The organism is Rhodococcus sp. SBT000017 (assembly GCF_003688915.1).
Taxonomy (GTDB): Bacteria; Actinomycetota; Actinomycetes; order Mycobacteriales; family Mycobacteriaceae; genus Rhodococcoides.
In genome coordinates this window covers 115,932-135,627 of sequence record NZ_REFU01000004.1, presented here as the reverse complement: position 1 = coordinate 135,627, position 19,696 = coordinate 115,932, and the positions used below count along the sequence as shown (strand labels likewise).

Here is a 19,696-nt window from a genome sequence, read left to right as displayed (position 1 = left end):
TGTGCGGTTGTACGGCTGGAACGTCGCCTGCGTGGTGTCAGTCGGTCATGCGGTCGAGGTGTTTGGGTCGGGCTTCCATGACGTGGAAGACGACCATTCCTCGTGGTGGGATCACCTCGACCATCACCTCCAACAGTGCTCCCCCCAGTGTGCGAGGTGGACCGATGAACAGCCACGGTTTCGCAAGTCCCGGCACTCGCGGCTCGTCGAACTCCCGCTCGACGTAGTACGCGTTCTCGATCGCATGGAGTGCGTCGGCGTGGTCGATACCGTGCTTGTCTGCACTGTCGGTCCATTCAATCGCCATACCAGTATTGTACTACAAAACGATCACTTTGTGTACTACAAAACGGTTTGGGGTGCACCGGCTCGGTGGGCACGAACGCGGCAGGCGGACCCACAGAACCGTCGACGTCGACCGGTGGCGGGTTGGGTGAGCACCATCCGGCAATCGGGGCCGTAGCGGCGGTGAGCGAGCGTCATGGGCGGGGCTGCCGAAAAGCGGTGAGCCGGTTGAACGCTGCCCGCTGCCGGGTGCCGAGTTCGACCATGTAGTCGAACAGGTCGGCTTCGGTGCTTCTTCGGCGGCCTGAGTCAGTCGTTGGCCTGCGACATGGAAGCTGCGGCGGTAGCTCTGGGACAGGACGTTGTCGGCGTAGTGGACGGCCGCGACGGAATGCGCCCCGGCGGTGACGATGCCCATCAGCCGTTTGCGTAGCGGGGCGTCTTTGGCTCCGTCTGCTCCGGATCGGATGAGAGCGCCGGTGACGGAGGCGAAGTCGTGGGGTTGTCCGGCGGCGATGAGGTCGACGATGTGGCCGTACATGCGTGCGTGCGCTGGATCTTCGAAGTCCGCTGCGGTGAGTGTGCTGGTGATCCGTTCGATGTCGGTTCCGGCGGCGCTTTGGTTGCGGACGTCCATCAGGGCGCACAGGAGCATCGCTTCGGGATCGGTGGCCGGGTCGTAACCGGGCTCGACCGACGTGTCGAGGTCCTCGACGGGTGCGAGGTCCGCGCGTGCCTGCGCTGCGTCGTCGCCGGGTGTGGGGACTGCGCGTAGTGCGTTCATCGTGGGCCTCGTGTTCGTGTCGGGTCGGACGTCGTACCGGTGGGACGTTGCTACCGGCTGTGATGCGTCGAGTCAGTGGTCAGGATGCGGCTTTGTCGATGTCGTGGTACTCACTGTCGGCCTTGTCTGCATGGCGTGTTGTGGGGTGTTCTGCGGTGAGTTCGGCGTCGATCTGTCGGTCGATGTAGTCGGCGTCGGGGTGTAGGCGGGTACGAGTCGCATGGTGGGGCCTCTTCTGTATTTGTGGGTTTCAGGCGGCGGCGAGCTTGTTCAGGGCGTCGATCTGGAACCGCTGAAGTGGTGGTTCTCGTCGGCGTAGACGACGGGGGTCTGCCGTAGCCGAGTTCGTCGGTGATGAATCGGTAGGCGTCGGGATCTTCGGTGACGTCGATGATTCGGTAGTTCACCTTCTTTCTGTCCAGGAAGATTTGGTTGCGTTGCAGGGGTCGCATTGCGGCTTGGTGTAGACGGTGATGGTGGACATAGTTCTCTCCTTCCGAGAATTTCGGCTGTTACCTTGTCATTCTAGGTCAATATCGGCATTTTGACCAGGGCTATTCAGATATTAATAGCGACTAGTTCCGTTGTTGCGCTTCATCTTTCATCATCTACATTCGGTGTTCTGCTATTCGTACGGGGGATTGCAATACCGCCATATTTCGCCTTTCTACCCTTCTCCTACTGCGTTCTTTTCGCTTCCGGGTGACGCATTCTCGTTGCGCAGCCAGACGGATCGACAAGAACCTCCCCCTTTGTGTGTGGTGGCTGGTGTTCGTGCTGGTCGGTAGGGTTCTGGGGTATGGAGCGCTCGCGGATCGAACATGCCTTGTCCAAAGCTGTGGTGAACGCTGAACCGCCTCCGTCGGATTTGGCGCTCGAGGCGATCGTGGCCGGTGTTCGGGTCCAGGACACCCGACCCACCGCCGCCGGCGTCGATATCGTGTGGCCGGCCGATCCGACGTTCCTCTGAGCGCAGTTCCGCTCGTGGCCTCCCCTCCCCTGATCTGACGGCCGCCCGCTCCGCGCACGCGAGCTGGATTGCCGGGCGTGGCCACCTCGAATCGGTGGCCACGCTCGGCTGCGGTTGTCAGGTGTAGCTCTGCACCCTGCCGATGTGGGCGGCGACGTAGTCGGGGTGATGACCTCGCACAATCCCTTGATCGTCTGCGGCGGCATTCCGACAGAGAGTGCGCCCGAGAGCAGAGCGGCCAGGATCGGGAGGGTGACGTTCGCGCGTTCAGCGGTGCGCTGGGCTGCCTCGAGTGCTTCTTGGGCGGCTGCACCGTCGCCGGTGCGTAGAGGAAGTAAGCGGCGATGGTGAGTGCGTTGGTGCGGGCTGTGCGCGCAGCGGTGCGGCGATGCGGGTGAACGCGTCAGCGCGTCGGCGTCTCCGTGGATGGACATGGCCAGGAAGGCGTCTCTGACTTCGGTGTGGCCGGTGGCCAAGGCGAGTCCGATCCGGGCGGTGAGGTCGACGCTGGGGATCTCGCGGGCGTGGATGACTGCTGTGAGCTCGTCGAACGTGACGGGCAGGAAGTCGGCACCCCATGGTGGCGGCGGCGGCGAGTGCCAGGGATTCGGGAATCTCGGTGGTGGGGGTGTATCGGGCTGTGAGGTCGCCGCGTGATGCGGCGATGACGGCTCCGGCTGCGGTGCGGGCGGTCGCCAGCGCGGTGGTGGCGGGTCGGGGATGGTGCCGTCGGTGAACCGGTCGAGGTCGGTGAACGTCGTTCCTGCGGTGAGGCTGTGGGTGTGCAGGCGCGGACGGTGCGGATTCCGCGTGCGGCGAAAGCGTCGCGGATGGCGTCGAGCCCGATCAGGGCTGCGCCTGCGTGGGTGGTGTCGGCGATGGCGGCGAGGATGACGGCGGTGACGGTCGTACCGTCGACGCTCTGGTGCTCGAGACTGTCCACTGTCTGCTCGGCGGCTGCCTCGGCCCGGTGGGCGTAGACGCGGCCGGTGGCGGCGATGGCGTGTGCGCCGTTGCCGGTGTCGGCCAGGGCGATGATGATGACGGAGTTGTCGGGGGTGTAGCCGAGCAGGGCGGGGATGGCGGCGAGGGTGTCGGCGGCGGTGGTGAGGGACATACGGTGTTGGGTCATGGCGAAAGCCTTTCGAGAGTGTGTGTGGGATGGGTTGGGGTGGAGTAGTTTTCAGTTCCGGAGTTCGCGGCGGGCGGTGCGGCGGTCGCGGCGTGCGCTGGCGCGTTTGACGGTGCGGCGAACTTTCCGGCTGCCGCGTCGGTGAACGATGATGTCGATTTCGTCGGAGGTGGGGTGCTGCGCTCGCATGACGGTCCTTTCCTGTTATCGGTGGCGGGTGCGGAGGTCTCAGCGTGTGCGGGTGAGGTTGCGCAGGAAGCGGCGGATTCGTTCGGTGATGGATGGCGGGCCGGTCATGGCCTCTTCGAACTAGCCCATAAAGTGCTCGTAGCAGGTGGGGCAGTCCTCGTCTTCGCATGGCGAGCTGTCAAGAGCGCCGCGTGTGTCGTCGTTGATGCACGGGAGGTCGGGGATGGCACCTGCGGGGCAGTTGTAGTCGCGGCAGTCGCAGAGCGCGCCTGCGTAGAGCCCGGTGGTGTTGTCGTCGCTTGCTGTGGTGTGGTCGTCGTGCATGACGGGTCTCTTCCTTCTCGACTGGTGGCCGGACCTGCTGCCCTGCCAATTTCTTTGTGCCGTGGTGGCTGGGGAGAGAAGTCAGCGCACGGGGCCGGAGTGTCAAGGGTCGGGCCGAAAAGTTTTCAGCCGGAGGCGTTTTGAAAAGTTTTCGGAGCCCTTGGGCCGGGAGCGCAGCGGACGCCGGCGGTTGATGCGGAGGTCACGGGTGATGAATGCTCGGAGAAGCCACCTACGTCACACAGAAATTGATTCTTTTCGCTCTTTTGAGTGCGGAGCGAAGCGGAGTTCGATTCGGTGCAGCCGTAGGGGTGCGTGTGGCCGCCAGGGCCTGCCTGTGAGCGTGGCCGGCCTCGGGTGGTGGGACGCGGAACGCCGCCGGAGCTGGTGCTCTACGGCGGCGCGGGAGTGGGGTACGGCTGGTTGGTGATTGTGCGGGAGCGACGGGTGGTGACGACGCTGGGTGTCGCGGTAGCTCTTGTGGGTCAGGTGTGGTTCATCGCCCGTTGTGATCCTGCGTTGTTTCGAGGGTTGTGTCTGTTGCGGTGAGGCTGTTTTCGTATTGTCCGGCGGCGTGGTTGCGCAAGATTGTGTGGATGCTGACGGCGACTGCGAGGGCGGCTACGACCAGGGCGAGTAGGAGAAGGATCGACGGGTGTCGTCCGGTCAGTAGGTCGTTGACGTTGACGATGGCTGCGAGAGCGCAGATACCGCAGCTGAGTGCGAGGACGTATCTGAACCGTCCCGGGTTTGATGCCGCTTCGTTCTTTGTGAAGGATGAAGTACATGGCGAAGCAGTACCCGGCCGAGCAACGTGAGCGTGCGGTGAAGATGGTCCTCGACCACCTCCACGAGTACAACTCCGTGTACGGCGCGTGCAAAGCGATCGGACCGAAATTGGGCGTCGGCGCGGAGTCGCTCCGGCTCTGGACACGCCAGGCTCAGATCGATGCCAACCAAGCCCCGGAGCAACAACCGAGGAGCAGCAACGCATCAAGGAACTCGAACGTGAAAATCGAGATCTCAAGGAAGCCAACGAGATCCTGAAGTCGGCATCGATTTTCTTCGCGAGGGAGCTCGACCCTCGCCGCCGCAAATAGTCCAGTTCATCGATCAGATGCGTGCACAAAATTACCGGGTCGAGTCGATCTGCCGCGTGCTTACCGAGCACGGCGTGCAGGTCGCCCACGCACGTACCGCAACTGGAAAACCGCACCACCATCGGCTCGCACTGTCTCCGACGCCTACCTCACCGCCGCTCTCCGCGACACGGTCGGCGAACCGGAAGAGCTCTACGGTCGCCGCAAGATGTACCGGCACCTGCGCAGGAAGGGCCATCACGCCGCTGCCTGCACGATCGACCGCCTGATGGGTGACGAGGGTATGTCCGGCGTCGTCCGAGGCAAACGGCACCGCACCACGATCCAGGGCGGCAAGAACGCCACACGGGCTCCTGACCTGCTCGACCGTGACTTCACGTCCGAGGCCCCGAATCGGAAGTGGGTCACCGACTTCACGTACATCAGAACATGGGCCGGGTTCGTCTACGTCGCGTTCGTCATCGACTGCTTCTCCCGAGCGATCGTCGGGTGGCACGCCTCGACGGTCAAAGACACAGCGATGGTCACCACGGCGCTGAAGATGGCACTGTGGCGACGAGATCACGGGGGACACCGCGTCGGCTCGGGGCTCATTCATCACAGCGACGCGGGCAGTCAATACACGTCGATCGCGTTCGCGGAAACGCTTGTGCTCGAGGGCATTGCAGCATCGATCGGCAGTGTCGGGGATGCCTACGACAATGCGTTGGCGGAGAGCACAATTGGGTTGTTCAAGACCGAGGCGGTATCGAAGAGGAGTCCGTTCCTGAACGGTCCGATGAAGACCATCGACGATGTCGAGTTCGCCACGATGGGATGGGTCGACTGGTTCAACCAACGCCGCCTGCACAGCACCCTCGACTACCTCACACCGGACGAATTCGAGGAGGTCTACTACAGTCAAGAATCGGCACTCCGCCCGGAGATGTTGCAAGCGTAGGAGCGGCAAGAAACCCGGGACGGTTCAATCTGAGGGTGATGGCGCGTTGTGTTCGGAATTTGCGGGCCGCGTGGAGTAGCCGCTGCGCGTCTTGTCGGGTGTAGTTGGTGGTGAGTTGGCTTCGTAGTTGCTGCATTTCGGTTTTGGCGGTTGCTGTGCTCGCGAGGTTGAACAGGTTCATCGGGCGTCCCAGGTTGTCGCGGGCGGGTCAGGTGTTGCGTTGGCGGTTGTGGTGGAGTTCGTGTGCGTTGGCGACGGTTGCTTCGGCAGCAATGGTGTCCACGAACTTGTCGCGGGTTGCGTAGCGCTTCAGGTTGTAGCCGCTGTAGAGGACACCGAGAACACTTGCGCAGGAGGCGATCCACAGAATTGTCGACGATTCATTGCCGGCGATCATGTTGACGGTGTTGGTGGTGAGGACGATGAACGAGAGGGCGAGGTTGAAGTGGAATAGTCGTTCGAGCTGAATGGCGCGTTGTGTGCGGTAGGCGCGGGCCGCACTGAGGTACAGACCCGCTCCCTCTCTGGTGTATTTGGTGAGGAGGTCGAGGTTGAGTTGTTCCATCTCGGCTCTGGCGGCGTTGGTGTTCTTGGTGTTGAGGATGTTCATCGGTTGTTCCTGTCGTCTTCGACGGTGGCTTGGACGAAGCTGCGCCGCTGGCTGGCTTCGTACTCGTCACGGGTGCTGTTGAACATCCGTGCGCACTGGTAGCCGAAGCCGATGAAGCCTGCAATAAGGGTTGCTTTCCATCCCCAAGCGAGGTCTGGGTAGGTGAGGGCGAAGACAGTGGCAGCGACTACGGCGAGGCTGATGAGAGCAAGCGCGTTGCTGTGCAGTGCGGTTCGTGACGGCGTGCGTATGTAGCGGGTGCTGATGGCGTAGGCCCGGTGACGAGTGCGACGAACACGATGAAGGCGGTGGGTGTTGACGACGTTCATTGTTCTTCCCCTGCGGTGCTGGTCCGGCGAGGGCCGAGCAGTGCGGAAACGCCGACGCTACGGAAGATGGACAGGCTGGCCAGCAGTACGGCCGCGAGTCCGACGGTGGCTCCGATGTTGAGGATCCAGGTGAGGGTGTTTCGGTCGTCGAATGTGGTCCAGAGTCCGATGATGGTGACGATGTTGCCGGCGATCATCAGGAGCCAGGCCCAGTTCGCCAACATGGTCTTCTGAGTGGTGCGCAGGGCGTAGAACGCGACACCTGCGGCGACGATGGTCGCTATTCCGGTGGTGAAGAGCATGTGGTGTGGTCCCCCGCATTGTGTCGATCGACCTGTCGTCGTCAATGGTTGTGTGTGCCGTTGGTGGGTCATCTTGCCAGGTGGGGCCGACATACTGCTGGGTGTCGACCGCCATCGGGGCGAATCGTGTCAGCTGGTGAGCTGTTTGCGTGTGGTGGTATCTATGGCGATCTGGGCGTTGTCGTAGATGCGGACGGGTAGCAGGTGCGGCTAGAGCCGGGCTCGAAGGTCGGCGAACCATTGCGCGGCTGTGTCGAGGTCGGATTTGTCGATGTCGTACCGGAGTCGGTCGAGCGCTTCGACTTTGGTGTAGCCGATGCGGCGGAGGGATTGCGGTGTCGCGGAGGATGACGGCGACGGCGAGGACTTCCCCGGTCGATCAGGCGGGCCAGGGTTCGTCCCGTTCGGTGGAGGCACGAGCGAACTGGGCATTTGCGAGCCGCTCGGTGGCGAAGCGCTGTGCAGATGTCACGGCTGACCCTTTATTGGGATGTCAACGATACGGATGGCGCTGCGCCTCAGAATGATTCGATGTGGAGACGTTCGCGATCGTATCGTTTGCAGGTGGTGATGGCTGCGGCTGCGGCGTCGTCGGATCCGAAGATGTAGCGGAACAGCGGCGTGCTGTCGGGTAGGTCGATTCCTCTTGCGGCTGCGGTCGGCACCCAGGGGCGTCGGGCGTGTGTGTTGACGGTCTTCTTGCTCATGCCGAGCGCTTTCGCGGTGTCGGATTGACTGAGGCCATTCAGGAGTGCGGCTTTGACCAGCGCCTGGTCGACGTAGTTGTCGGCGAGGTAGGTGAGGTGCTGAACGAAGAAGCGGGAGCGTTGCCGTTGTTCGGTGAGTGCGTCGACGTCGTTGGTGGCTGTCATGCGACCAGCATGCCGGTACACGGCTAGTACCGCAATACCGGACCGGTTAAGCGATCGGTGTGACCGCATCGGCGGGAACCCACTGCCGATCGAGGTCGAGCCGTCCCTTCTTGTTGCCCGTGGGTATCGAAAACGACACGCTCGCAAGCCAATCCCCCACACTGGTCCGGGCCCACGCGAACAAGGTCCCTTCGACAATGGTGTCCATGGCCAAGCCCTCAGATCTCTCGCCTGTCCGTCACTGTTGCTGGAGCGTGACCGTTCAGGATGAAGTCGTCATCCAACCGACCGACCTCCGACCGAGGGCGGCCCAGCGCTAGGACGTGACAATCCCGTCATGGATCGATACGACTAGAACAGTCCCAGCACCAGCGTGATCGCCAGGAACAGTGCCAGCTGATAGCCGGTGTTGATGGTCGTCAGCTTCAGTGGCTTCTGCTCGAACGAGTTGTGCTGAAGAAGGGTCGATGCGGACAGTGCCAGCCAGGCGACGACCCCAACCACCAGTGCCATCCACACGGAGTCGTTACCGGTCGCAGCCGATGTGAGCCCGACGGCGAGCGCGAGCCCGACGGTGGTCGCGACGTTAGACACGGCGAGCAGGATCAGGTTCCGCGTTCTGACAGGTTTGTTCTTCTCCGGCGTGATGCCTGTGAGCCCCTCCCAGGCGTCCGCGATGGCACCCTTTGAGTACCAGGCCATCGCGACAACCATCCCCGCGACGAACGCGAGGAGCACACCAATCCAGCTGATCTCCATGCCTGTACCTCCCTGATAGCCAGGGCACGGCCAGCCCCTAGCGACGGTGATCCGCGCTTGATATAATCAATCATGGTTGAAAATGTCAATCTTGCGTCACGTCGATCTTATGGCCAGTTCTGCGGCTGGCACGCGCGCTCGACATCGTCGGAGACCGTTGGAACCTCCTGATCGTGCGCGAGCTGCTGCCAGGCCCCCTGCGATACAGCGACTTGAAAGCCTCCCTGCCGGGCGTGGCGAGCAACCTCCTGGCCGAACGGCTGCGGACGATGGAGGAGACCGGCGTTGTGGAGCGAGTGCTGGGAGACGCAGGCGTCCTCTATGGACTGACGCGATGGGGCAGGGAGCTCAAGGAGCCGATGGAGGCTCTGGGGCGGTGGGGCATCCCTCTGTTGACTACCGGGCGGGGCGATGACGAGTTCCGGCCACGATGGCTGACTCTTGCCCTGCCTGCCATCCTCAATGGGAGAACGGCAGCGCCGTCCGTAGAGGTTGGCTTCGAGGTGGAGGGCCTGCTCATCGTTCTCCGTATCGACGAGGATGGACCGAGCGCGCGCATCGGTGACGACCATCGACCGGAGACCGTTCTGGCGGCCGAGGCCGATACCGTCGTCGGCCTCGTCGCCGGTACCCTCACCGTCGACCAAGCGCTCGATGCAGGTGAACTCCGCGGAGATGCCGCACACTTCGGCGAGCGTTCGTAGGCGACGCCGCCTACAAGGGCCTGGCTCCGAAGGGTCCGTAGTCGGAGCGACGCCGTCAGTAACGTCATGGCCAGCAACAGCTTTGCAACAACAACACTTCACTGGCTAGAGACCTTCGGCCTCACTTTCAACGCCGTGGTGTCGCGGAATCGCCCGCCTCCGGATCGTCCGATCGCCAGCGCGATATTCACGTTCACCGATTTTGGCGGGTCCACGATGCGCCGGGTGGGTGGCTCGAAGGTGGTGGGCCAGGCATCGAAGATGCCGGCCTCGTTGTCGGTGGTCATTGCGCGACGGCGACGGGCCGGTGGACGGTGAGGTCGGCGGCGGGTGCGGGTGTCCAGCGCAGCCCTGTCTCGCCGAAGCTGGGGGTGGTGAGTGTGTAGCGGCCGGTGCGGTGTGGTGTTCCGCGGCCGTGGACGGTGGTGTCGAGGGTGATGGATTTGATGCGCCCTCTCCCCTGCTCGATTCCGCCGTAGCCGGTGACGGTGGAGGCGATCGTGAGATCGGTACCGGGCATGTGTCCATCCGTGAGGACCAGGATGCTGGCATGTCGACGATTCCTTGCGAGCAAAGCCCTTGCGCGCGTGGGTGGTACGTCTCGGCCGTGCACGGTGGTGACGACCAGATCCAGCCCGTCGAGACAGATCGAGGCAGCGTCGAGCGGGTCCCCTGCCCCTGGATCGACGAGGTGGACTTTTGCGAGATCCCCGCCGTGTTCGTGGACGGCGAGCAGGCTCAGGCGTGGTTGGCCGATGAGGGCGACGTGGTGGCCGGCTGCGGATGCTTCGGCGACGAGGGCGATGAGCATGGACCCGGCACCGGTGACGGTGACGGCGGTTCCGCGGGCCAGAGCTCGGCGTGGGAGCAGCGCGGCGAGCGGTGGTGGTACTGGCATGGTGCGAAGGGTTTTGCCGCGTACAGCCGCGTTGAGCGGCTCCGAGCCGTCGGCCTCGCCCGCGAAGTCCGTGCTGCCTGCGGTGGGTGCCGCTGGTTCGGGTGCGGTGATGGTGGGGAGGTCGGTGGGTGCGTGGTCGCGGCGGCCGCCGGGGACGGTGGCCATCCGTCGGCGTAGGACGTCGAGTTGGGTGGCTTTGTCGAGTCCGGTGAGGTCGGGGATGGCGTCGACGGTGGCCATGTGGATCGACCTTTCGCCGTGCCGGTAGGAACTACCGCCAGCGTATCGAACGGGTGTTCGACTGTCGAATGTGCTGGTCAGCTCGTTCGGCGAGGAATGGAGACGCCGTCGAGGTCGTCCTTGGTGAAGGTCCAGGCGAGGTGCCGGTACCGGCGGAGGGTGTGTTTGACCTGGTCGAGGGCGTGAGAGACGGCCGGGTGGTCGGGGTCGTGGCCTTCCGATCGGATGGCTGCGCGCTCGTCGTCGTCCATGTCCGGTTGGACGCACGGGGTGGTGCGGCGGTTCCGGCAACAGTCATTTACTCGAATGACTGGACGAGAAGTTTCGGAGACGCGGCAGTGGCCGCGTCGACGGGTCGTTTCAAACGAAACAGGGGCCACTCATCTGTGATGCGTGGCCCCTGTTTCGATGCTGGGTGACGGTGTTCGCCAGTGCGCCTCTCGGCAGGTGGCCGCTCGTAGCGGCTGATGGTTGGTACCCGGGGCATTGGGATCGAACGCCGTCGAGTTCGACAACGACAGTGCTGTCGGTGGTATTCCAGACCGTGCGGGAGACAAAAAAGGGGGGTCCCGGCCCCGTGGTGGGACCGGGACCCCGGAGGGCCTGGGGCTTAGTGGGTGCACCAGAAGGACCCGACCGGGATGGCTGCTCCCGGCTGCCCGGCGCACCACCGGCAGGTGGTGTCGTGCTCGATCCGTCCGAGCACCCCTTCGGCCTCCTCGATGAGGATGGGTAGCTCTGCTGCGCTGGCGAGCGCGAGCGCTTCGGTGGCCCACCGGGCCGCGCGCGGATCTTCGGCGGGGAGCTGAGCGGCATTGCCGATGAGATCGGTGATGATCTGGTGATCGTTGAGCAGGTTGTTGTTCATGGCAGGGACACCTTCCAAAGGTTCGGATGAGACGTCCCCGATCGACATGACGAGGGTGGACTGTCAAACCGCGTCTTGGGAGCGTGCGACCGCGGTTTGATTGGACGGGGTCCCCGGCATGTCAGGCTGGGACGACTCGTACGACCAAATTGGTGACCCATATGGGGCGGCCCCGAACGGGGACGTGCGAGCGCGTCCACGCGGTCGATTCTGTTGCACTGCAACACGTATGAGATGCGTTCGCACCCAGCGCGTTGGAACGCTATTGCTTTGCCGTAGCGGTATTTTCGTCGTAGGTAGTTACGGTTTCGAATAGGTCGAGTAGAAACTTTCGTGTCGATGAAGAATGCGGATATCGACGCTGGTTTACCCTGCATGGAGACGAATGCAAGGACGCTTCGTAACGTGTAATGGAAAGGTTCTGCGGCTGTGGCCAAACAAGTGACAGTTCAGTTGGTCGACGATATCGACGGGTCGGTCATCGACGGCGAATCCGGCGAAACAATCGAATTCGCGATCAACGGTGTCGAGTACTCGATCGACCTGAAAGCGAAGAACGCGAACGAGTTCCACAAGAAGCTCGACTATTACGTCGGGCATGCGACGCGAGTCGGTGGCCGCAAGCGTAAGACTTCCCCCGCTGCCGCGTCGACTGCGACAGCGGCCGGCGGATCGGTCAAGCGTGATCCGGAGCAGACGCGCGCGATCCGGCAGTGGGCGTTCGATCAGGGCTACAAGATCAGCGAACGCGGCCGCATCCCGGCCGATATAGAAGAGGCGTACAACGCCGCACACTGACGAGCGGTGAGCCGCCCGCGTCGACGTCAACGGACACCGGTGATGCGCCGAGCGGGGGAGCTCGAGGGGCTGCCGCAGGCCCCCTCGACCCGAGCCGGGGACGCCGAGCCATCGGTGGCGGGCACCGTACAGGTACCCGCCATCGATGTCGGTCCTAGTCGGTGACGGTTTCCTCGTTGAGTGCGTCGTACGCCTGCTCGGGGGTCATCGTCCCGGCTGCGACCTGCTCGACCGGCGTCAGCTCGTAGCCGTTCTCGGCCAACAGTCCTAGATAGTTGTCCTGGTTGGAGCCTCCGACTCGCTTCCACCAGTCCTTGCCGGTCCCGCTCATCCGTGCTTCGTAGGCGGCGAGGATCTGCGCCAGCAGAATCACCTGAGCACGGGTGTCGTTGGCCTTGTCGATCACCGGTGCCAGCGCGTCACGTGCGGCCCGCTCCTTCCAGTCGCCGTAGACGGTGGTCGTCGGCTCGGCCACCGCGACTTCGAGCAGCTCAGCGAGGTACTGCGAGGCTTTGTTCTGGGTGAGCAGTCCTGGCTCGTCGACGAGGGTGTCGGTGATCCACTTCGAAGCACCCTTCGGCAGGGTCTTGCGGGTGAGGAACTTCGACACGAATTCCTTGCGGACCACGGTCGAGGCGAGCGATGCGACGTTGAGCGCCTTGGTGCGGCGGCGCGCTGCCCGTTCGGTTTCCTTCGCTGCCGCTTCGGCGGCGAGCCGCTTCTGCTCGGCTACCTGGGCGACGGCCTCGGCATCGGCGGGATCGACATTCTCTGCGGGTTCGGCCAACGCGGCCGCGAGGATCGGTCCCGGCTTCACACCGGCGTCGTCGGGGTCGGCGGTGTAGTACTCCGGCACCCATACCTCGGCGGCGGTGATGTCCTTGTGGTGGTGCAACCCCTCGTCGGGTATGGCTTCGGGGTCGTCCTCGGTGTCCCAGTCGATGCTGTCCTCCTCGATCACTTCGCCTGTCGCGGTGAGGGTGAACTGGTCTTCCTTCGACAGCCACACCGCCCAGTGCCCAGCTGCACCGTCGATCACGGCCTCGGTCACCGGGTCACCGTCGGCGGTCACCAGGTCGTCTGCGCGTAGGTACCGGTCGCCGTAGGCCGGTTCTTCCTCGAGGACGGTCAGCCCTCGCTCGGCGTAGGGGATGCCTGCTGCGGTACGGGCCTTGCGGACGGCACGGTCTGCGAGGAGCCGCTGCGCCATCCACCGGAAGTCGTACCGCGTAACTCTCAGTAGTTTCTCGACGGCGGCGGTGTCGCCGTCGGCGTCGAAGACGGCCACGACTGCGGCCTGCTCGAGGTCGAGCTGTCCGGAATCGAGGGCTCCGAGCGCAGTTTCCGAGCGGCCCGCTGTGCCTGCTGTTTTCACAGTGTCACGCTTGTCGTACTGCAAGGTTTTGGCGATCTTCGTCACCGAGACACCGAGATCGAGCATCTCGGTCACTGCCTTCGCCCGCTGACCTGCGGTGAGCGCGATGCGTCGGTCGTTGGTGTTCACCTGCTGAGTGAGGCGTTCGATTTCGCGGTCCTTGGCCTTGCTCGCAGTCGGACGGATCAGCACCGGCACACTGTCGACCGCGGCTTCGCGAGCGGCGAGGGTGCGAACCTGGCCGTCGATGACGACGACTCGGTCGCCATCGCGGCGCGCGAGGATCGGCAAGAGCACACCGTGGTCGGTGATGGAGGCGACGACGGCGCGGAACTCGTCCGAATCGGTGTCGACCTTGTCGCGGACGTTGGGGCCGACTTCGAGGGCGTTGGGGTGCAGGCGGGCGAACTCCTCGCCCGCCCCCACGACCGGCGTGGTGCCGGTCGTGGGGGCTTCGGTTGCGGCGGTGGTGGTTTCGATGCTTGCGGTCATGGTGGTGTCTCTCTCCTGGTAGATTCTTCGGTTGGAGACACCGGGCAGATAGAAGCTGTCCGGTGTTTTCTTGTTTTCCTGGCCTTGGTGGTTACTGCTCGGCGGCGGCGCGGACGCCGCCCGCAGTCTTGGCTGCCCGAATCTCGCTGGTCGTGGCACCGCTCCGACGTGCGGTGGCTTCCCAACTGCACACCTGCTCGTGCAGGTCTTCCATCCGGTCGTGGTCGTAGTCGGTGGCCCCGACGTACCGTGAGGCCGCTTCGTACGCTTCGGTCAGCTGTCCGAGTGCGTGGGTCTTGACCTGCGCCGGTACCTGACCGATCGCGACCATGATCGCCGTGCGCAGTCCCACCGTCCTCGGTCGAGTGGTGATGTCGTGCATGTCGTGACGTCCCTTCTCAACTGGTGGCCTGGCCCTTTGCCCTGCCACGTTTTTTCGCCGTTTCTGGCGTGAGGAGAGAAGTCAGCGCACGGGGCCGGAGTGTCAAGGGTCGGGCCGAAAAGTTTTCAGCCGGAGGCGTTTTGAAAAGTTTTCGGAGCCCTTGGGCCGGGAGCGCAGCGGACGCCGGCGGTTGATGCGGAGGTCACGGGTGATGAATGCTCGCCGGTAGCCAGAACCGAGTGAGAAAACGTCCTTCGCTCTTTTGAGTGCGGAGCGCAGCGGAGCTCCATTCGGTGGACGCCCGCAGGGTGGCCGGCACCGCCAGCAGGCGGAATGCATGCCGGCCCGTCGACACCAGGCGGTGACCACCTCCCGGTCATTGAGCTTCGACGGGCGATTGTGCGGGAGCGACGGATGGTGACGGCGCTCTGTGTCGCGGCAGCACCTACCCTGTCAGGGGCTTCGGTACGGGCGGCCACTCGTGGGGATGTACAGACGCTGGTTGCGTGGGAAGTGGTCCGGCCACACTACCGGGGAGACGGTCCCAATCCATCTCAACCTTTATCCATACTCGAGGATTCTCGAACGAGGTTTTGGTCGCGCTGAAGGTTGCGTGACGAAACGTCGTGCCAAGCCGACTGCTAAACGTCGCCTCATCGAACGAGATGATCTCGCCGTCGAACGTCGATTCAGTGAACGAGGTGTAATCGCCGCTGAACGTCGCCCTATCAAATGTGGTGTATTCGCTGCGGAATGTCGCGCCACTGAACGACGTGTACTCGCTGCTGCGGAACCTCGTCCATTCAAAATTGGCGCTCTTACCGCTGAACGTGGCCTTAGAGAACCAGGTGTACTCGCCGTTAAACGTCACGTTCTCGAAGTTGGTGCGCTTGCTGCTGAACGCCGCCCCGCTGAAGGAGGTGTACTTGCCAGTGGAGGTCGCCCCAAAGAATGAGGTGCGCTCGCCGCTGAACGTGGCATCCTCGAACGAGGTGGTCTTGCCGCTAAATACGGCGAAATCGAGGTTTAGGTTATGGAGGTAGGCACCAGTGAGGTCGTAATCGAACGATGACCATGAATGGTCGTGGTGGGGTTGGAGATGTGCGGCGATGGTGCGGGTGATGGCGTGGCGGGTATCGAGGTCGTCGTAGGGGTATTCGTGGGTGGTGTCGGTGTAGTCGTACTTCGTTCGATGGGTTCGGCGGGTCTCTTTGCGTAAGTGCGGGTTTCGGGTGGAGGTTTCGTAGGGTGTGCGGAGATAGTCGCAGAGGACGTTGATGCAAGCTTGGGTTTCGCGCGGCTTGTCGCGGTCGAGCCAGTCGTCGGCGAGTGCTTCGAGAGCGGAGACGGCGGCGGTGCGGATCGCGGGCGCGGGATCAGCGAGTTGTGCGGTGATGGTGGTGAAGCGGCCGCGGAGGGCTTGGGTGTCGGCGAGGGTGTGGGTTGCTTTGTGGTGCCGATCGAGCTGTCTGCGACTGAGCAGCCCGATAGCGAAGGTGATGATGGCAGCGACGATGATTCCGAGGCTGGCGAGGACGGTCGCGGCGGGTTGTGTGAGGTTGTCAAGGAACCACACGCCAATGCCTGCCGAGTCGGTTGATTCGACCGGCACGGTTGGAATGGCCGGGGTGGGGACCTGGGCGTGAAGGCTCACGGGGGTGACAGTAGCGGCTCCACTGTAGTTTTCCTGGTCAAGTCATCGCCGGTCACGTACTGCTGGCCGAGGCCGTTGCAGAGGGTAATTGCGCGGGCTGCCTGTTCGGCGATTTCGGCGGGTAGTAGTGGTCCGTCGAGGGTTCTGATTCGCATGACGTCGAGTGTGGCAGTGAGTACCGACAGAATTGTTCTGTCGCAACGCTTTCAAGTCTACTGCCTCTTGGTCTGTCTATAGGTGGAGCAGGTGGGTTGCGGTGCCGTCGAAGTGTTCGAGGTTGTCGAGGACTCCGGTGTAGTTGGCGGGTCGGCAGGCTCCGATGCTGACGATGAGGGCAGCTGCTTCGTCGATGGTGACGAGGTAGGTCGGCGGGGTGTTGGTGGGGCTGGCGTCTGCGTGGGCTCGGGCGTCGAGGAGGGCGTAGCGGACGGCGTCGGCAGCGGCTCTTTTCGCTGCGATCAGGCTTGGTTCTGCTCCTGCGGCGGTGATGGTTTCGGGTCGGCGGTCGGGGCGGGTGGTGACGGTCCAGGTGATCATCGGTGGTGTGTTCCTTCGGGTGGGTGAGCCGGGCGGCGATAGTGGGTCCGGCTTCCAGCATCGCGTACCGAGCGCCAGCGAGGTCCGCGATGCGCAGGCATTTTCCGGTTTCTGGGGATAGACGATCTGGCTGTGGATGGAGACAACTCGGCCCCGGAACCGTGTCGGGTTCCGGGGCCGGGAGGGTGGGTCGGGGGTCAGAGGCGTCGTCGCCAGGGTGCGGCCATGTCTTCTTGCTGTTCGCGTTCGGCGTCGTCGAATGCGTCGGTGAGGGTGGTCGGATCGCTCGTGTACTGGTCGCCGTCGGTGAAGATCGCGACGGCCATGCGGTGGATGTTGCGGAGCTCGTCGAGCATGGTGACGTATCCGAGGCGGTCGATGATGCGCCAGGTGACCGGTCCCATGTGGACCTCGACCCAGTGCATGGTGCGTCGCCGGGCGGCGACGTACTGCTCGCGTGGGGTGACGGCGGTTTCCGGTGGCGCGATCCAGACGACGGACATGGCGGCGCGGGCGTAGTCGTCGCCCGGTCCCCCGGGGCGGGGTGCCTGGTTGTCGATGCGGCCGATGAACGTTCGGGCGTCGGCGAGTCCGGCGATGAACGCGTGGACGGAGGCGGCGGAGCGGAAGGTCATCATCAGGCGGCCCATGGTGACGATCATCTGGGCGTCGTCGGTGGCGGCGGCGTGGACGTTGACCACGGCTTTCTGGCGTCCGACGATGGTGGCGGTGGTGTGGGTGACCACTGCGCCGTAGTTGTCGGTGTCGGTGTTGCTGTGGGCTTTTTGGGCGGTGGTTTTCGACATCGTGCGCTCCCCTGCTCAACGTGGCGACCTCGCGGGCCCGCCAATTTTTTTGCCGTTCTGGCAGGGGAGAGTTGGACCGGCATGAGGGGGCCGGAGTGCAATTGCCGGGCCGGAAAGTTTTCAGCCGGAGGCGTTTTGAAAAGTTTTCGGAGCCCTGGGGCCGGGAGCGCAGCGGACGCCGGCGGTTGCGCGGAGGTCACCGCCGGTCAAAATCGGAAGGCCAGAAGGGAATCTCAATAGGTTTTGTCAAGCTCGGCCGTAGGCCGATCCGATCTAACGGCACCGAAGGTGACGCGTGTGGGGCAGCGCCATCCGGTCGGCTCCGAGACCACGGGTTGGCGTGGTCGATGCTCGGCACCCAGCACGGACGAGCTGACCGGCCCAGAAAAAGGATGCCTACAGTTTTTAAGCCTCGACTTTTGAGAAACAGCGGGTGTGCAAACAGTCGAGCGCCGAGCGCCTGAAGAATCTGTTGTACTGGGAGACTTCTTAAATGCTCAGCTGCACAACAGCTCTGGTTCTACGATGAGTGCGTGCCGCATCGGATCGGGCTTGATCCGCCCGCATCACGCGGTGGTCGCACGGAAGGAGCGAAGTCCCCATGCGTAGCCGGCGAATGCGATGGCGAAGCACCAGGAAAGTGCAAAGATCACGTTGTTGCCGACGGGCGTACCGGTGAGCAGGGCACGAACGCTGTCGACGACAGGAGTGAAGGGCTGGAGTTCGGCGAACCAGCGGACACCGGTTGCCATGGACTCGGTGGGTACGAACGCGCTGGACACGAACGGCAACACGGTGGAGATGATCTGTGCGGCACTGTTGGCTCCAGTCGGTGTCTTGGCGGCTAGACCGATAGCGACGGCAAGCCAGGTAAGCGCAAAAGCGAAGGCTAGGACCATTCCGGCCGCTCCGAGCCAGGCGAGTGGGTTGCCAACGGGCCTGAACCCCATGAGCAGCGCGACAACGGTCACCAGGATGGCGGAGAGCAGGGTGCGCACGATGCCGCCGACAACATGGCCGGTGAGGACTGCGCTGCGGGCGACGGGCATGGTGCGGAATCGATCGATGATGCCTTCGGACATGTCGGTGGACACGCTGACCGCGGAGGGCAGAGCGCCGGCTGCGACGGTCATCACGAGTATGCCCGGGGTCAGGAAGTCGACGTAGGTGGAAGTACTGCCTGTCTCCGACAGCCCAGCACCCACGTATTCGCCGAAGACATAGACGAACAGAACGAACATCAGCACCGGCAAAGCAACTGAGGCGACCAGGAACAATGGGTACCGGCGGAGATGGCGAAGTTCTCGTCCAACCATCGCGAAAGCGTCTTGCGCTGCGGCGACTATCATCATCAGTAGTTCTCATTTCGTGAGGCGTTCTCGCCGGCGTCGCCCATGATCTTCTGGCTGGTCAGTGCGAAAAAGACGTCATCGAGATCGGGTTTGTGCACGGTGATGTCCACGATTGGCAGATCCACTGGCACCAGATCCAAGGCTTGCTTGATTGCGTCGCCTCCGGCTGCCAATGGCAGCCGTAGAGAGAGCGAGTCGGCGTCGGGCGTGTTGTTCGGGAGTGACCGTGCTGCGGCGTTCATGGCAACGATGTCGGCGAACTGCAGCGTGAGGTGCGCGCCGGGGACTTGCTGTTTGAGGTGGGCGGGAGTACCTCGAGCGACGATACGTCCGTGGTCGAGGAGAGCGACGTTGTCGGCAAGTTCGTCGGCCTCCTGAAGATATTGGGTGGTGAGGAAGACGGTCAGTCCTTGGGCCACGAGCTCGCGAACGAACGTCCACATCGTCTGGCGACTGCGCGGGTCCAGGCCGGTGGTCGGCTCGTCCAGGAAGATCAGTTCGGGATCGCCGATCAGTGTCATTGCGAGGTCGAGCCGCCGCCGCATCCCGCCGGAATACGTGGCTGGAGTGCGCGCCGCTGCCTCTACGAGGTCGAACCGTTCCAGCAGGTCGCGCACCCTGTCTTTCCTCTCGCGTTTGGCAACTTTGTAAAGCCTCGCCATCAGCTGCAAGTTCTCCTGGCCGGTGAGCATGCTGTCCACGGCGGAGAACTGTCCCGTCACCCCGATTTGATCTCTGATCTTTCCGGGAGCTGCGCTGAGGTCGTGGCCGAGTACCGTGGCGCGTCCACTGTCGGGAAGTCGGAGCGTGGACAGCACGTGCACCAGGGTCGTTTTCCCGGAGCCGTTCGGGCCGAGCAAGGCGAATACGGTCCCGCGTGGGACTGCCAACGAGACATCCTCCAGTGCAACAGTTTTACCGAAATTTTTACGTATCCCTCTAACCTCGATTGCAGGTGACACATCGGTAGGGTGTGCTGACGTCGGTTCGGCCT

Annotated in this window: 27 protein-coding genes and 1 pseudogene; 5 read left to right on the top strand and 23 right to left on the bottom strand. The window is 63.5% G+C overall.

What is annotated here, in order from left to right; all coding sequences use genetic code 11:
- Nucleotides 1-37: 37 nt before the first annotated feature.
- A complete protein-coding gene (locus tag AYK61_RS26570; protein WP_121873742.1) occupies nucleotides 38-307 on the bottom strand; it encodes a hypothetical protein in 270 nt (89 codons plus the stop codon).
- Between the two features lie 12 nt (nucleotides 308-319).
- Complete coding sequence (locus AYK61_RS26565; protein WP_259468312.1) at nucleotides 320-1,069, bottom strand: DnaB-like helicase N-terminal domain-containing protein; 750 nt, start codon at nucleotides 1,067-1,069, stop codon at nucleotides 320-322.
- Between the two features lie 799 nt (nucleotides 1,070-1,868).
- On the opposite strand from AYK61_RS26565, the gene AYK61_RS27565 reads away from it, so the two are divergent.
- Complete coding sequence (locus AYK61_RS27565; RefSeq protein WP_183130567.1) at nucleotides 1,869-2,039, top strand: hypothetical protein; 171 nt, start codon at nucleotides 1,869-1,871, stop codon at nucleotides 2,037-2,039.
- Between the two features lie 403 nt (nucleotides 2,040-2,442).
- Here the strand turns inward: AYK61_RS27565 and AYK61_RS26555 are convergent, their stop codons facing one another.
- The 3 genes from AYK61_RS26555 to AYK61_RS26550 form a co-directional block, all read right to left on the bottom strand.
- A complete protein-coding gene (locus AYK61_RS26555; protein ID WP_121873823.1) occupies nucleotides 2,443-3,171 on the bottom strand; it encodes a DUF4192 family protein in 729 nt (242 codons plus the stop codon).
- Between the two features lie 51 nt (nucleotides 3,172-3,222).
- Nucleotides 3,223-3,360: a hypothetical protein gene (locus tag AYK61_RS27560; protein WP_183130566.1), complete on the bottom strand. Its 138-nt coding sequence runs from the start codon at nucleotides 3,358-3,360 to the stop codon at nucleotides 3,223-3,225.
- A 120-nt stretch (nucleotides 3,361-3,480) separates the two neighbouring features.
- Nucleotides 3,481-3,684 (bottom strand): hypothetical protein, encoded by a 204-nt coding sequence (locus AYK61_RS26550; RefSeq protein WP_121873737.1) that lies wholly within the window; start codon nucleotides 3,682-3,684, stop codon nucleotides 3,481-3,483.
- Between the two features lie 360 nt (nucleotides 3,685-4,044).
- Between AYK61_RS26550 and AYK61_RS27685 the strand changes: the two genes are divergently transcribed.
- A complete protein-coding gene (locus AYK61_RS27685) occupies nucleotides 4,045-4,233 on the top strand; it encodes a hypothetical protein (RefSeq protein ID WP_220709187.1) in 189 nt (62 codons plus the stop codon).
- Between the two features lie 237 nt (nucleotides 4,234-4,470).
- Nucleotides 4,471-5,724: pseudogene (locus tag AYK61_RS26545) on the top strand (IS3 family transposase).
- Nucleotides 5,725-5,932: 208 nt separating this feature from the next.
- On the opposite strand, the gene AYK61_RS26540 reads toward AYK61_RS26545, so the two are convergent.
- The 6 genes from AYK61_RS26540 to AYK61_RS26515 all read right to left on the bottom strand — a co-directional run bounded on the left by AYK61_RS26540 (nucleotide 5,933) and on the right by AYK61_RS26515 (nucleotide 8,596).
- Nucleotides 5,933-6,334 carry a hypothetical protein gene (locus AYK61_RS26540; protein WP_121873735.1) on the bottom strand — a complete coding sequence of 134 codons (402 nt, stop codon included), beginning with the start codon at nucleotides 6,332-6,334 and terminating at the stop codon, nucleotides 5,933-5,935.
- Nucleotides 6,331-6,663 carry a hypothetical protein gene (locus tag AYK61_RS26535; protein WP_121873822.1) on the bottom strand — a complete coding sequence of 111 codons (333 nt, stop codon included), beginning with the start codon at nucleotides 6,661-6,663 and terminating at the stop codon, nucleotides 6,331-6,333. Before AYK61_RS26535 ends, AYK61_RS26540 begins: the two co-directional genes overlap by 4 nt.
- Nucleotides 6,660-6,965 carry a hypothetical protein gene (locus AYK61_RS26530; RefSeq protein ID WP_121873733.1) on the bottom strand — a complete coding sequence of 102 codons (306 nt, stop codon included), beginning with the start codon at nucleotides 6,963-6,965 and terminating at the stop codon, nucleotides 6,660-6,662. The genes AYK61_RS26535 and AYK61_RS26530 overlap by 4 nt, the downstream gene beginning before the upstream one ends.
- Before the next feature lie 518 nt (nucleotides 6,966-7,483).
- On the bottom strand, nucleotides 7,484-7,837 hold the full coding sequence (locus tag AYK61_RS26520; protein ID WP_121873824.1) for a hypothetical protein: 354 nt from the start codon (nucleotides 7,835-7,837) through the stop codon (nucleotides 7,484-7,486).
- A gap of 46 nt (nucleotides 7,838-7,883) precedes the next feature.
- A complete protein-coding gene (locus AYK61_RS27555; protein ID WP_183130565.1) occupies nucleotides 7,884-8,045 on the bottom strand; it encodes a hypothetical protein in 162 nt (53 codons plus the stop codon).
- A gap of 143 nt (nucleotides 8,046-8,188) precedes the next feature.
- The gene (locus AYK61_RS26515) at nucleotides 8,189-8,596 is read right to left on the bottom strand and encodes a DUF1761 domain-containing protein (RefSeq protein WP_121873731.1); all 408 of its coding nucleotides are present in this window, start codon (nucleotides 8,594-8,596) and stop codon (nucleotides 8,189-8,191) included.
- A 173-nt stretch (nucleotides 8,597-8,769) separates the two neighbouring features.
- On the opposite strand from AYK61_RS26515, the gene AYK61_RS26510 reads away from it, so the two are divergent.
- Nucleotides 8,770-9,300: a helix-turn-helix domain-containing protein gene (locus tag AYK61_RS26510; RefSeq protein ID WP_259468311.1), complete on the top strand. Its 531-nt coding sequence runs from the start codon at nucleotides 8,770-8,772 to the stop codon at nucleotides 9,298-9,300.
- Nucleotides 9,301-9,398: 98 nt separating this feature from the next.
- On the opposite strand, the gene AYK61_RS26505 is transcribed toward AYK61_RS26510, so the two are convergent.
- From AYK61_RS26505 to AYK61_RS26495, 4 genes are all read right to left on the bottom strand, one after another.
- Complete coding sequence (locus AYK61_RS26505) at nucleotides 9,399-9,587, bottom strand: hypothetical protein (protein WP_121873821.1); 189 nt, start codon at nucleotides 9,585-9,587, stop codon at nucleotides 9,399-9,401.
- Nucleotides 9,584-10,438 carry a hypothetical protein gene (locus tag AYK61_RS26500; RefSeq protein ID WP_121873728.1) on the bottom strand — a complete coding sequence of 285 codons (855 nt, stop codon included), beginning with the start codon at nucleotides 10,436-10,438 and terminating at the stop codon, nucleotides 9,584-9,586. The genes AYK61_RS26505 and AYK61_RS26500 overlap by 4 nt, the downstream gene beginning before the upstream one ends.
- A 77-nt stretch (nucleotides 10,439-10,515) precedes the next feature.
- Nucleotides 10,516-10,689 (bottom strand): hypothetical protein, encoded by a 174-nt coding sequence (locus AYK61_RS27550; protein ID WP_183130564.1) that lies wholly within the window; start codon nucleotides 10,687-10,689, stop codon nucleotides 10,516-10,518.
- 359 nt (nucleotides 10,690-11,048) lie between these two features.
- Nucleotides 11,049-11,306: a hypothetical protein gene (locus AYK61_RS26495; protein WP_121873727.1), complete on the bottom strand. Its 258-nt coding sequence runs from the start codon at nucleotides 11,304-11,306 to the stop codon at nucleotides 11,049-11,051.
- A gap of 429 nt (nucleotides 11,307-11,735) precedes the next feature.
- Here AYK61_RS26495 and AYK61_RS26490 point away from each other — a divergent pair, with 429 nt between their 5' ends.
- The gene (locus AYK61_RS26490) at nucleotides 11,736-12,104 is read left to right on the top strand and encodes an Lsr2 family protein (protein WP_121873820.1); all 369 of its coding nucleotides are present in this window, start codon (nucleotides 11,736-11,738) and stop codon (nucleotides 12,102-12,104) included.
- 154 nt (nucleotides 12,105-12,258) lie between these two features.
- Here the strand turns inward: AYK61_RS26490 and AYK61_RS26485 are convergent, their stop codons facing one another.
- From AYK61_RS26485 to AYK61_RS26455, 8 genes are all read right to left on the bottom strand, one after another.
- Nucleotides 12,259-13,971: a ParB/RepB/Spo0J family partition protein gene (locus tag AYK61_RS26485; protein WP_121873819.1), complete on the bottom strand. Its 1,713-nt coding sequence runs from the start codon at nucleotides 13,969-13,971 to the stop codon at nucleotides 12,259-12,261.
- 91 nt (nucleotides 13,972-14,062) lie between these two features.
- The gene (locus AYK61_RS26480) at nucleotides 14,063-14,353 is read right to left on the bottom strand and encodes a hypothetical protein (RefSeq protein ID WP_121873724.1); all 291 of its coding nucleotides are present in this window, start codon (nucleotides 14,351-14,353) and stop codon (nucleotides 14,063-14,065) included.
- A 445-nt stretch (nucleotides 14,354-14,798) separates the two neighbouring features.
- Complete coding sequence (locus tag AYK61_RS26475; RefSeq protein ID WP_147458426.1) at nucleotides 14,799-16,007, bottom strand: pentapeptide repeat-containing protein; 1,209 nt, start codon at nucleotides 16,005-16,007, stop codon at nucleotides 14,799-14,801.
- Nucleotides 16,004-16,162 carry a hypothetical protein gene (locus AYK61_RS27545; RefSeq protein ID WP_183130575.1) on the bottom strand — a complete coding sequence of 53 codons (159 nt, stop codon included), beginning with the start codon at nucleotides 16,160-16,162 and terminating at the stop codon, nucleotides 16,004-16,006. Before AYK61_RS27545 ends, AYK61_RS26475 begins: the two co-directional genes overlap by 4 nt.
- Nucleotides 16,163-16,238: 76 nt before the next feature.
- On the bottom strand, nucleotides 16,239-16,544 hold the full coding sequence (locus AYK61_RS26470) for a hypothetical protein (protein WP_121873817.1): 306 nt from the start codon (nucleotides 16,542-16,544) through the stop codon (nucleotides 16,239-16,241).
- Between the two features lie 197 nt (nucleotides 16,545-16,741).
- Complete coding sequence (locus AYK61_RS26465) at nucleotides 16,742-17,350, bottom strand: hypothetical protein (protein ID WP_121873816.1); 609 nt, start codon at nucleotides 17,348-17,350, stop codon at nucleotides 16,742-16,744.
- A gap of 566 nt (nucleotides 17,351-17,916) precedes the next feature.
- Nucleotides 17,917-18,666: an ABC transporter permease gene (locus tag AYK61_RS26460; RefSeq protein WP_220709186.1), complete on the bottom strand. Its 750-nt coding sequence runs from the start codon at nucleotides 18,664-18,666 to the stop codon at nucleotides 17,917-17,919.
- Between the two features lie 35 nt (nucleotides 18,667-18,701).
- Nucleotides 18,702-19,664, bottom strand: a complete 963-nt coding sequence (locus tag AYK61_RS26455; RefSeq protein WP_121873815.1) for an ATP-binding cassette domain-containing protein — start codon at nucleotides 19,662-19,664, stop codon at nucleotides 18,702-18,704.
- Between the last annotated feature and the right edge of the window lie 32 nt (nucleotides 19,665-19,696).

Excerpts from the sequence above, each read along its gene's own strand:
- AYK61_RS26570 (WP_121873742.1), bottom strand. The coding sequence starts at position 307 with ATGGCGATTGAATGGACCGACAGTGCAGACAAGCACGGTATCGACCAC.
- AYK61_RS26565 (WP_259468312.1), bottom strand. The coding sequence starts at position 1,069 with ATGAACGCACTACGCGCAGTCCCCACACCCGGCGACGACGCAGCGCAG.
- AYK61_RS27565 (WP_183130567.1), top strand. The coding sequence starts at position 1,869 with ATGGAGCGCTCGCGGATCGAACATGCCTTGTCCAAAGCTGTGGTGAAC.
- AYK61_RS26555 (WP_121873823.1), bottom strand. The coding sequence starts at position 3,171 with ATGACCCAACACCGTATGTCCCTCACCACCGCCGCCGACACCCTCGCC.
- AYK61_RS27560 (WP_183130566.1), bottom strand. The coding sequence starts at position 3,360 with ATGCGAGCGCAGCACCCCACCTCCGACGAAATCGACATCATCGTTCAC.
- AYK61_RS26550 (WP_121873737.1), bottom strand. The coding sequence starts at position 3,684 with ATGCACGACGACCACACCACAGCAAGCGACGACAACACCACCGGGCTC.
- AYK61_RS26540 (WP_121873735.1), bottom strand. The coding sequence starts at position 6,334 with ATGAACATCCTCAACACCAAGAACACCAACGCCGCCAGAGCCGAGATG.
- AYK61_RS26535 (WP_121873822.1), bottom strand. The coding sequence starts at position 6,663 with ATGAACGTCGTCAACACCCACCGCCTTCATCGTGTTCGTCGCACTCGT.
- AYK61_RS26530 (WP_121873733.1), bottom strand. The coding sequence starts at position 6,965 with ATGCTCTTCACCACCGGAATAGCGACCATCGTCGCCGCAGGTGTCGCG.
- AYK61_RS26520 (WP_121873824.1), bottom strand. The coding sequence starts at position 7,837 with ATGACAGCCACCAACGACGTCGACGCACTCACCGAACAACGGCAACGC.
- AYK61_RS27555 (WP_183130565.1), bottom strand. The coding sequence starts at position 8,045 with ATGGACACCATTGTCGAAGGGACCTTGTTCGCGTGGGCCCGGACCAGT.
- AYK61_RS26515 (WP_121873731.1), bottom strand. The coding sequence starts at position 8,596 with ATGGAGATCAGCTGGATTGGTGTGCTCCTCGCGTTCGTCGCGGGGATG.
- AYK61_RS26505 (WP_121873821.1), bottom strand. The coding sequence starts at position 9,587 with ATGACCACCGACAACGAGGCCGGCATCTTCGATGCCTGGCCCACCACC.
- AYK61_RS26500 (WP_121873728.1), bottom strand. The coding sequence starts at position 10,438 with ATGGCCACCGTCGACGCCATCCCCGACCTCACCGGACTCGACAAAGCC.
- AYK61_RS27550 (WP_183130564.1), bottom strand. The coding sequence starts at position 10,689 with ATGGACGACGACGAGCGCGCAGCCATCCGATCGGAAGGCCACGACCCC.
- AYK61_RS26495 (WP_121873727.1), bottom strand. The coding sequence starts at position 11,306 with ATGAACAACAACCTGCTCAACGATCACCAGATCATCACCGATCTCATC.
- AYK61_RS26485 (WP_121873819.1), bottom strand. The coding sequence starts at position 13,971 with ATGACCGCAAGCATCGAAACCACCACCGCCGCAACCGAAGCCCCCACG.
- AYK61_RS26480 (WP_121873724.1), bottom strand. The coding sequence starts at position 14,353 with ATGCACGACATCACCACTCGACCGAGGACGGTGGGACTGCGCACGGCG.
- AYK61_RS27545 (WP_183130575.1), bottom strand. The coding sequence starts at position 16,162 with ATGCGAATCAGAACCCTCGACGGACCACTACTACCCGCCGAAATCGCC.
- AYK61_RS26470 (WP_121873817.1), bottom strand. The coding sequence starts at position 16,544 with ATGATCACCTGGACCGTCACCACCCGCCCCGACCGCCGACCCGAAACC.
- AYK61_RS26465 (WP_121873816.1), bottom strand. The coding sequence starts at position 17,350 with ATGTCGAAAACCACCGCCCAAAAAGCCCACAGCAACACCGACACCGAC.
- AYK61_RS26460 (WP_220709186.1), bottom strand. The coding sequence starts at position 18,666 with ATGGTTGGACGAGAACTTCGCCATCTCCGCCGGTACCCATTGTTCCTG.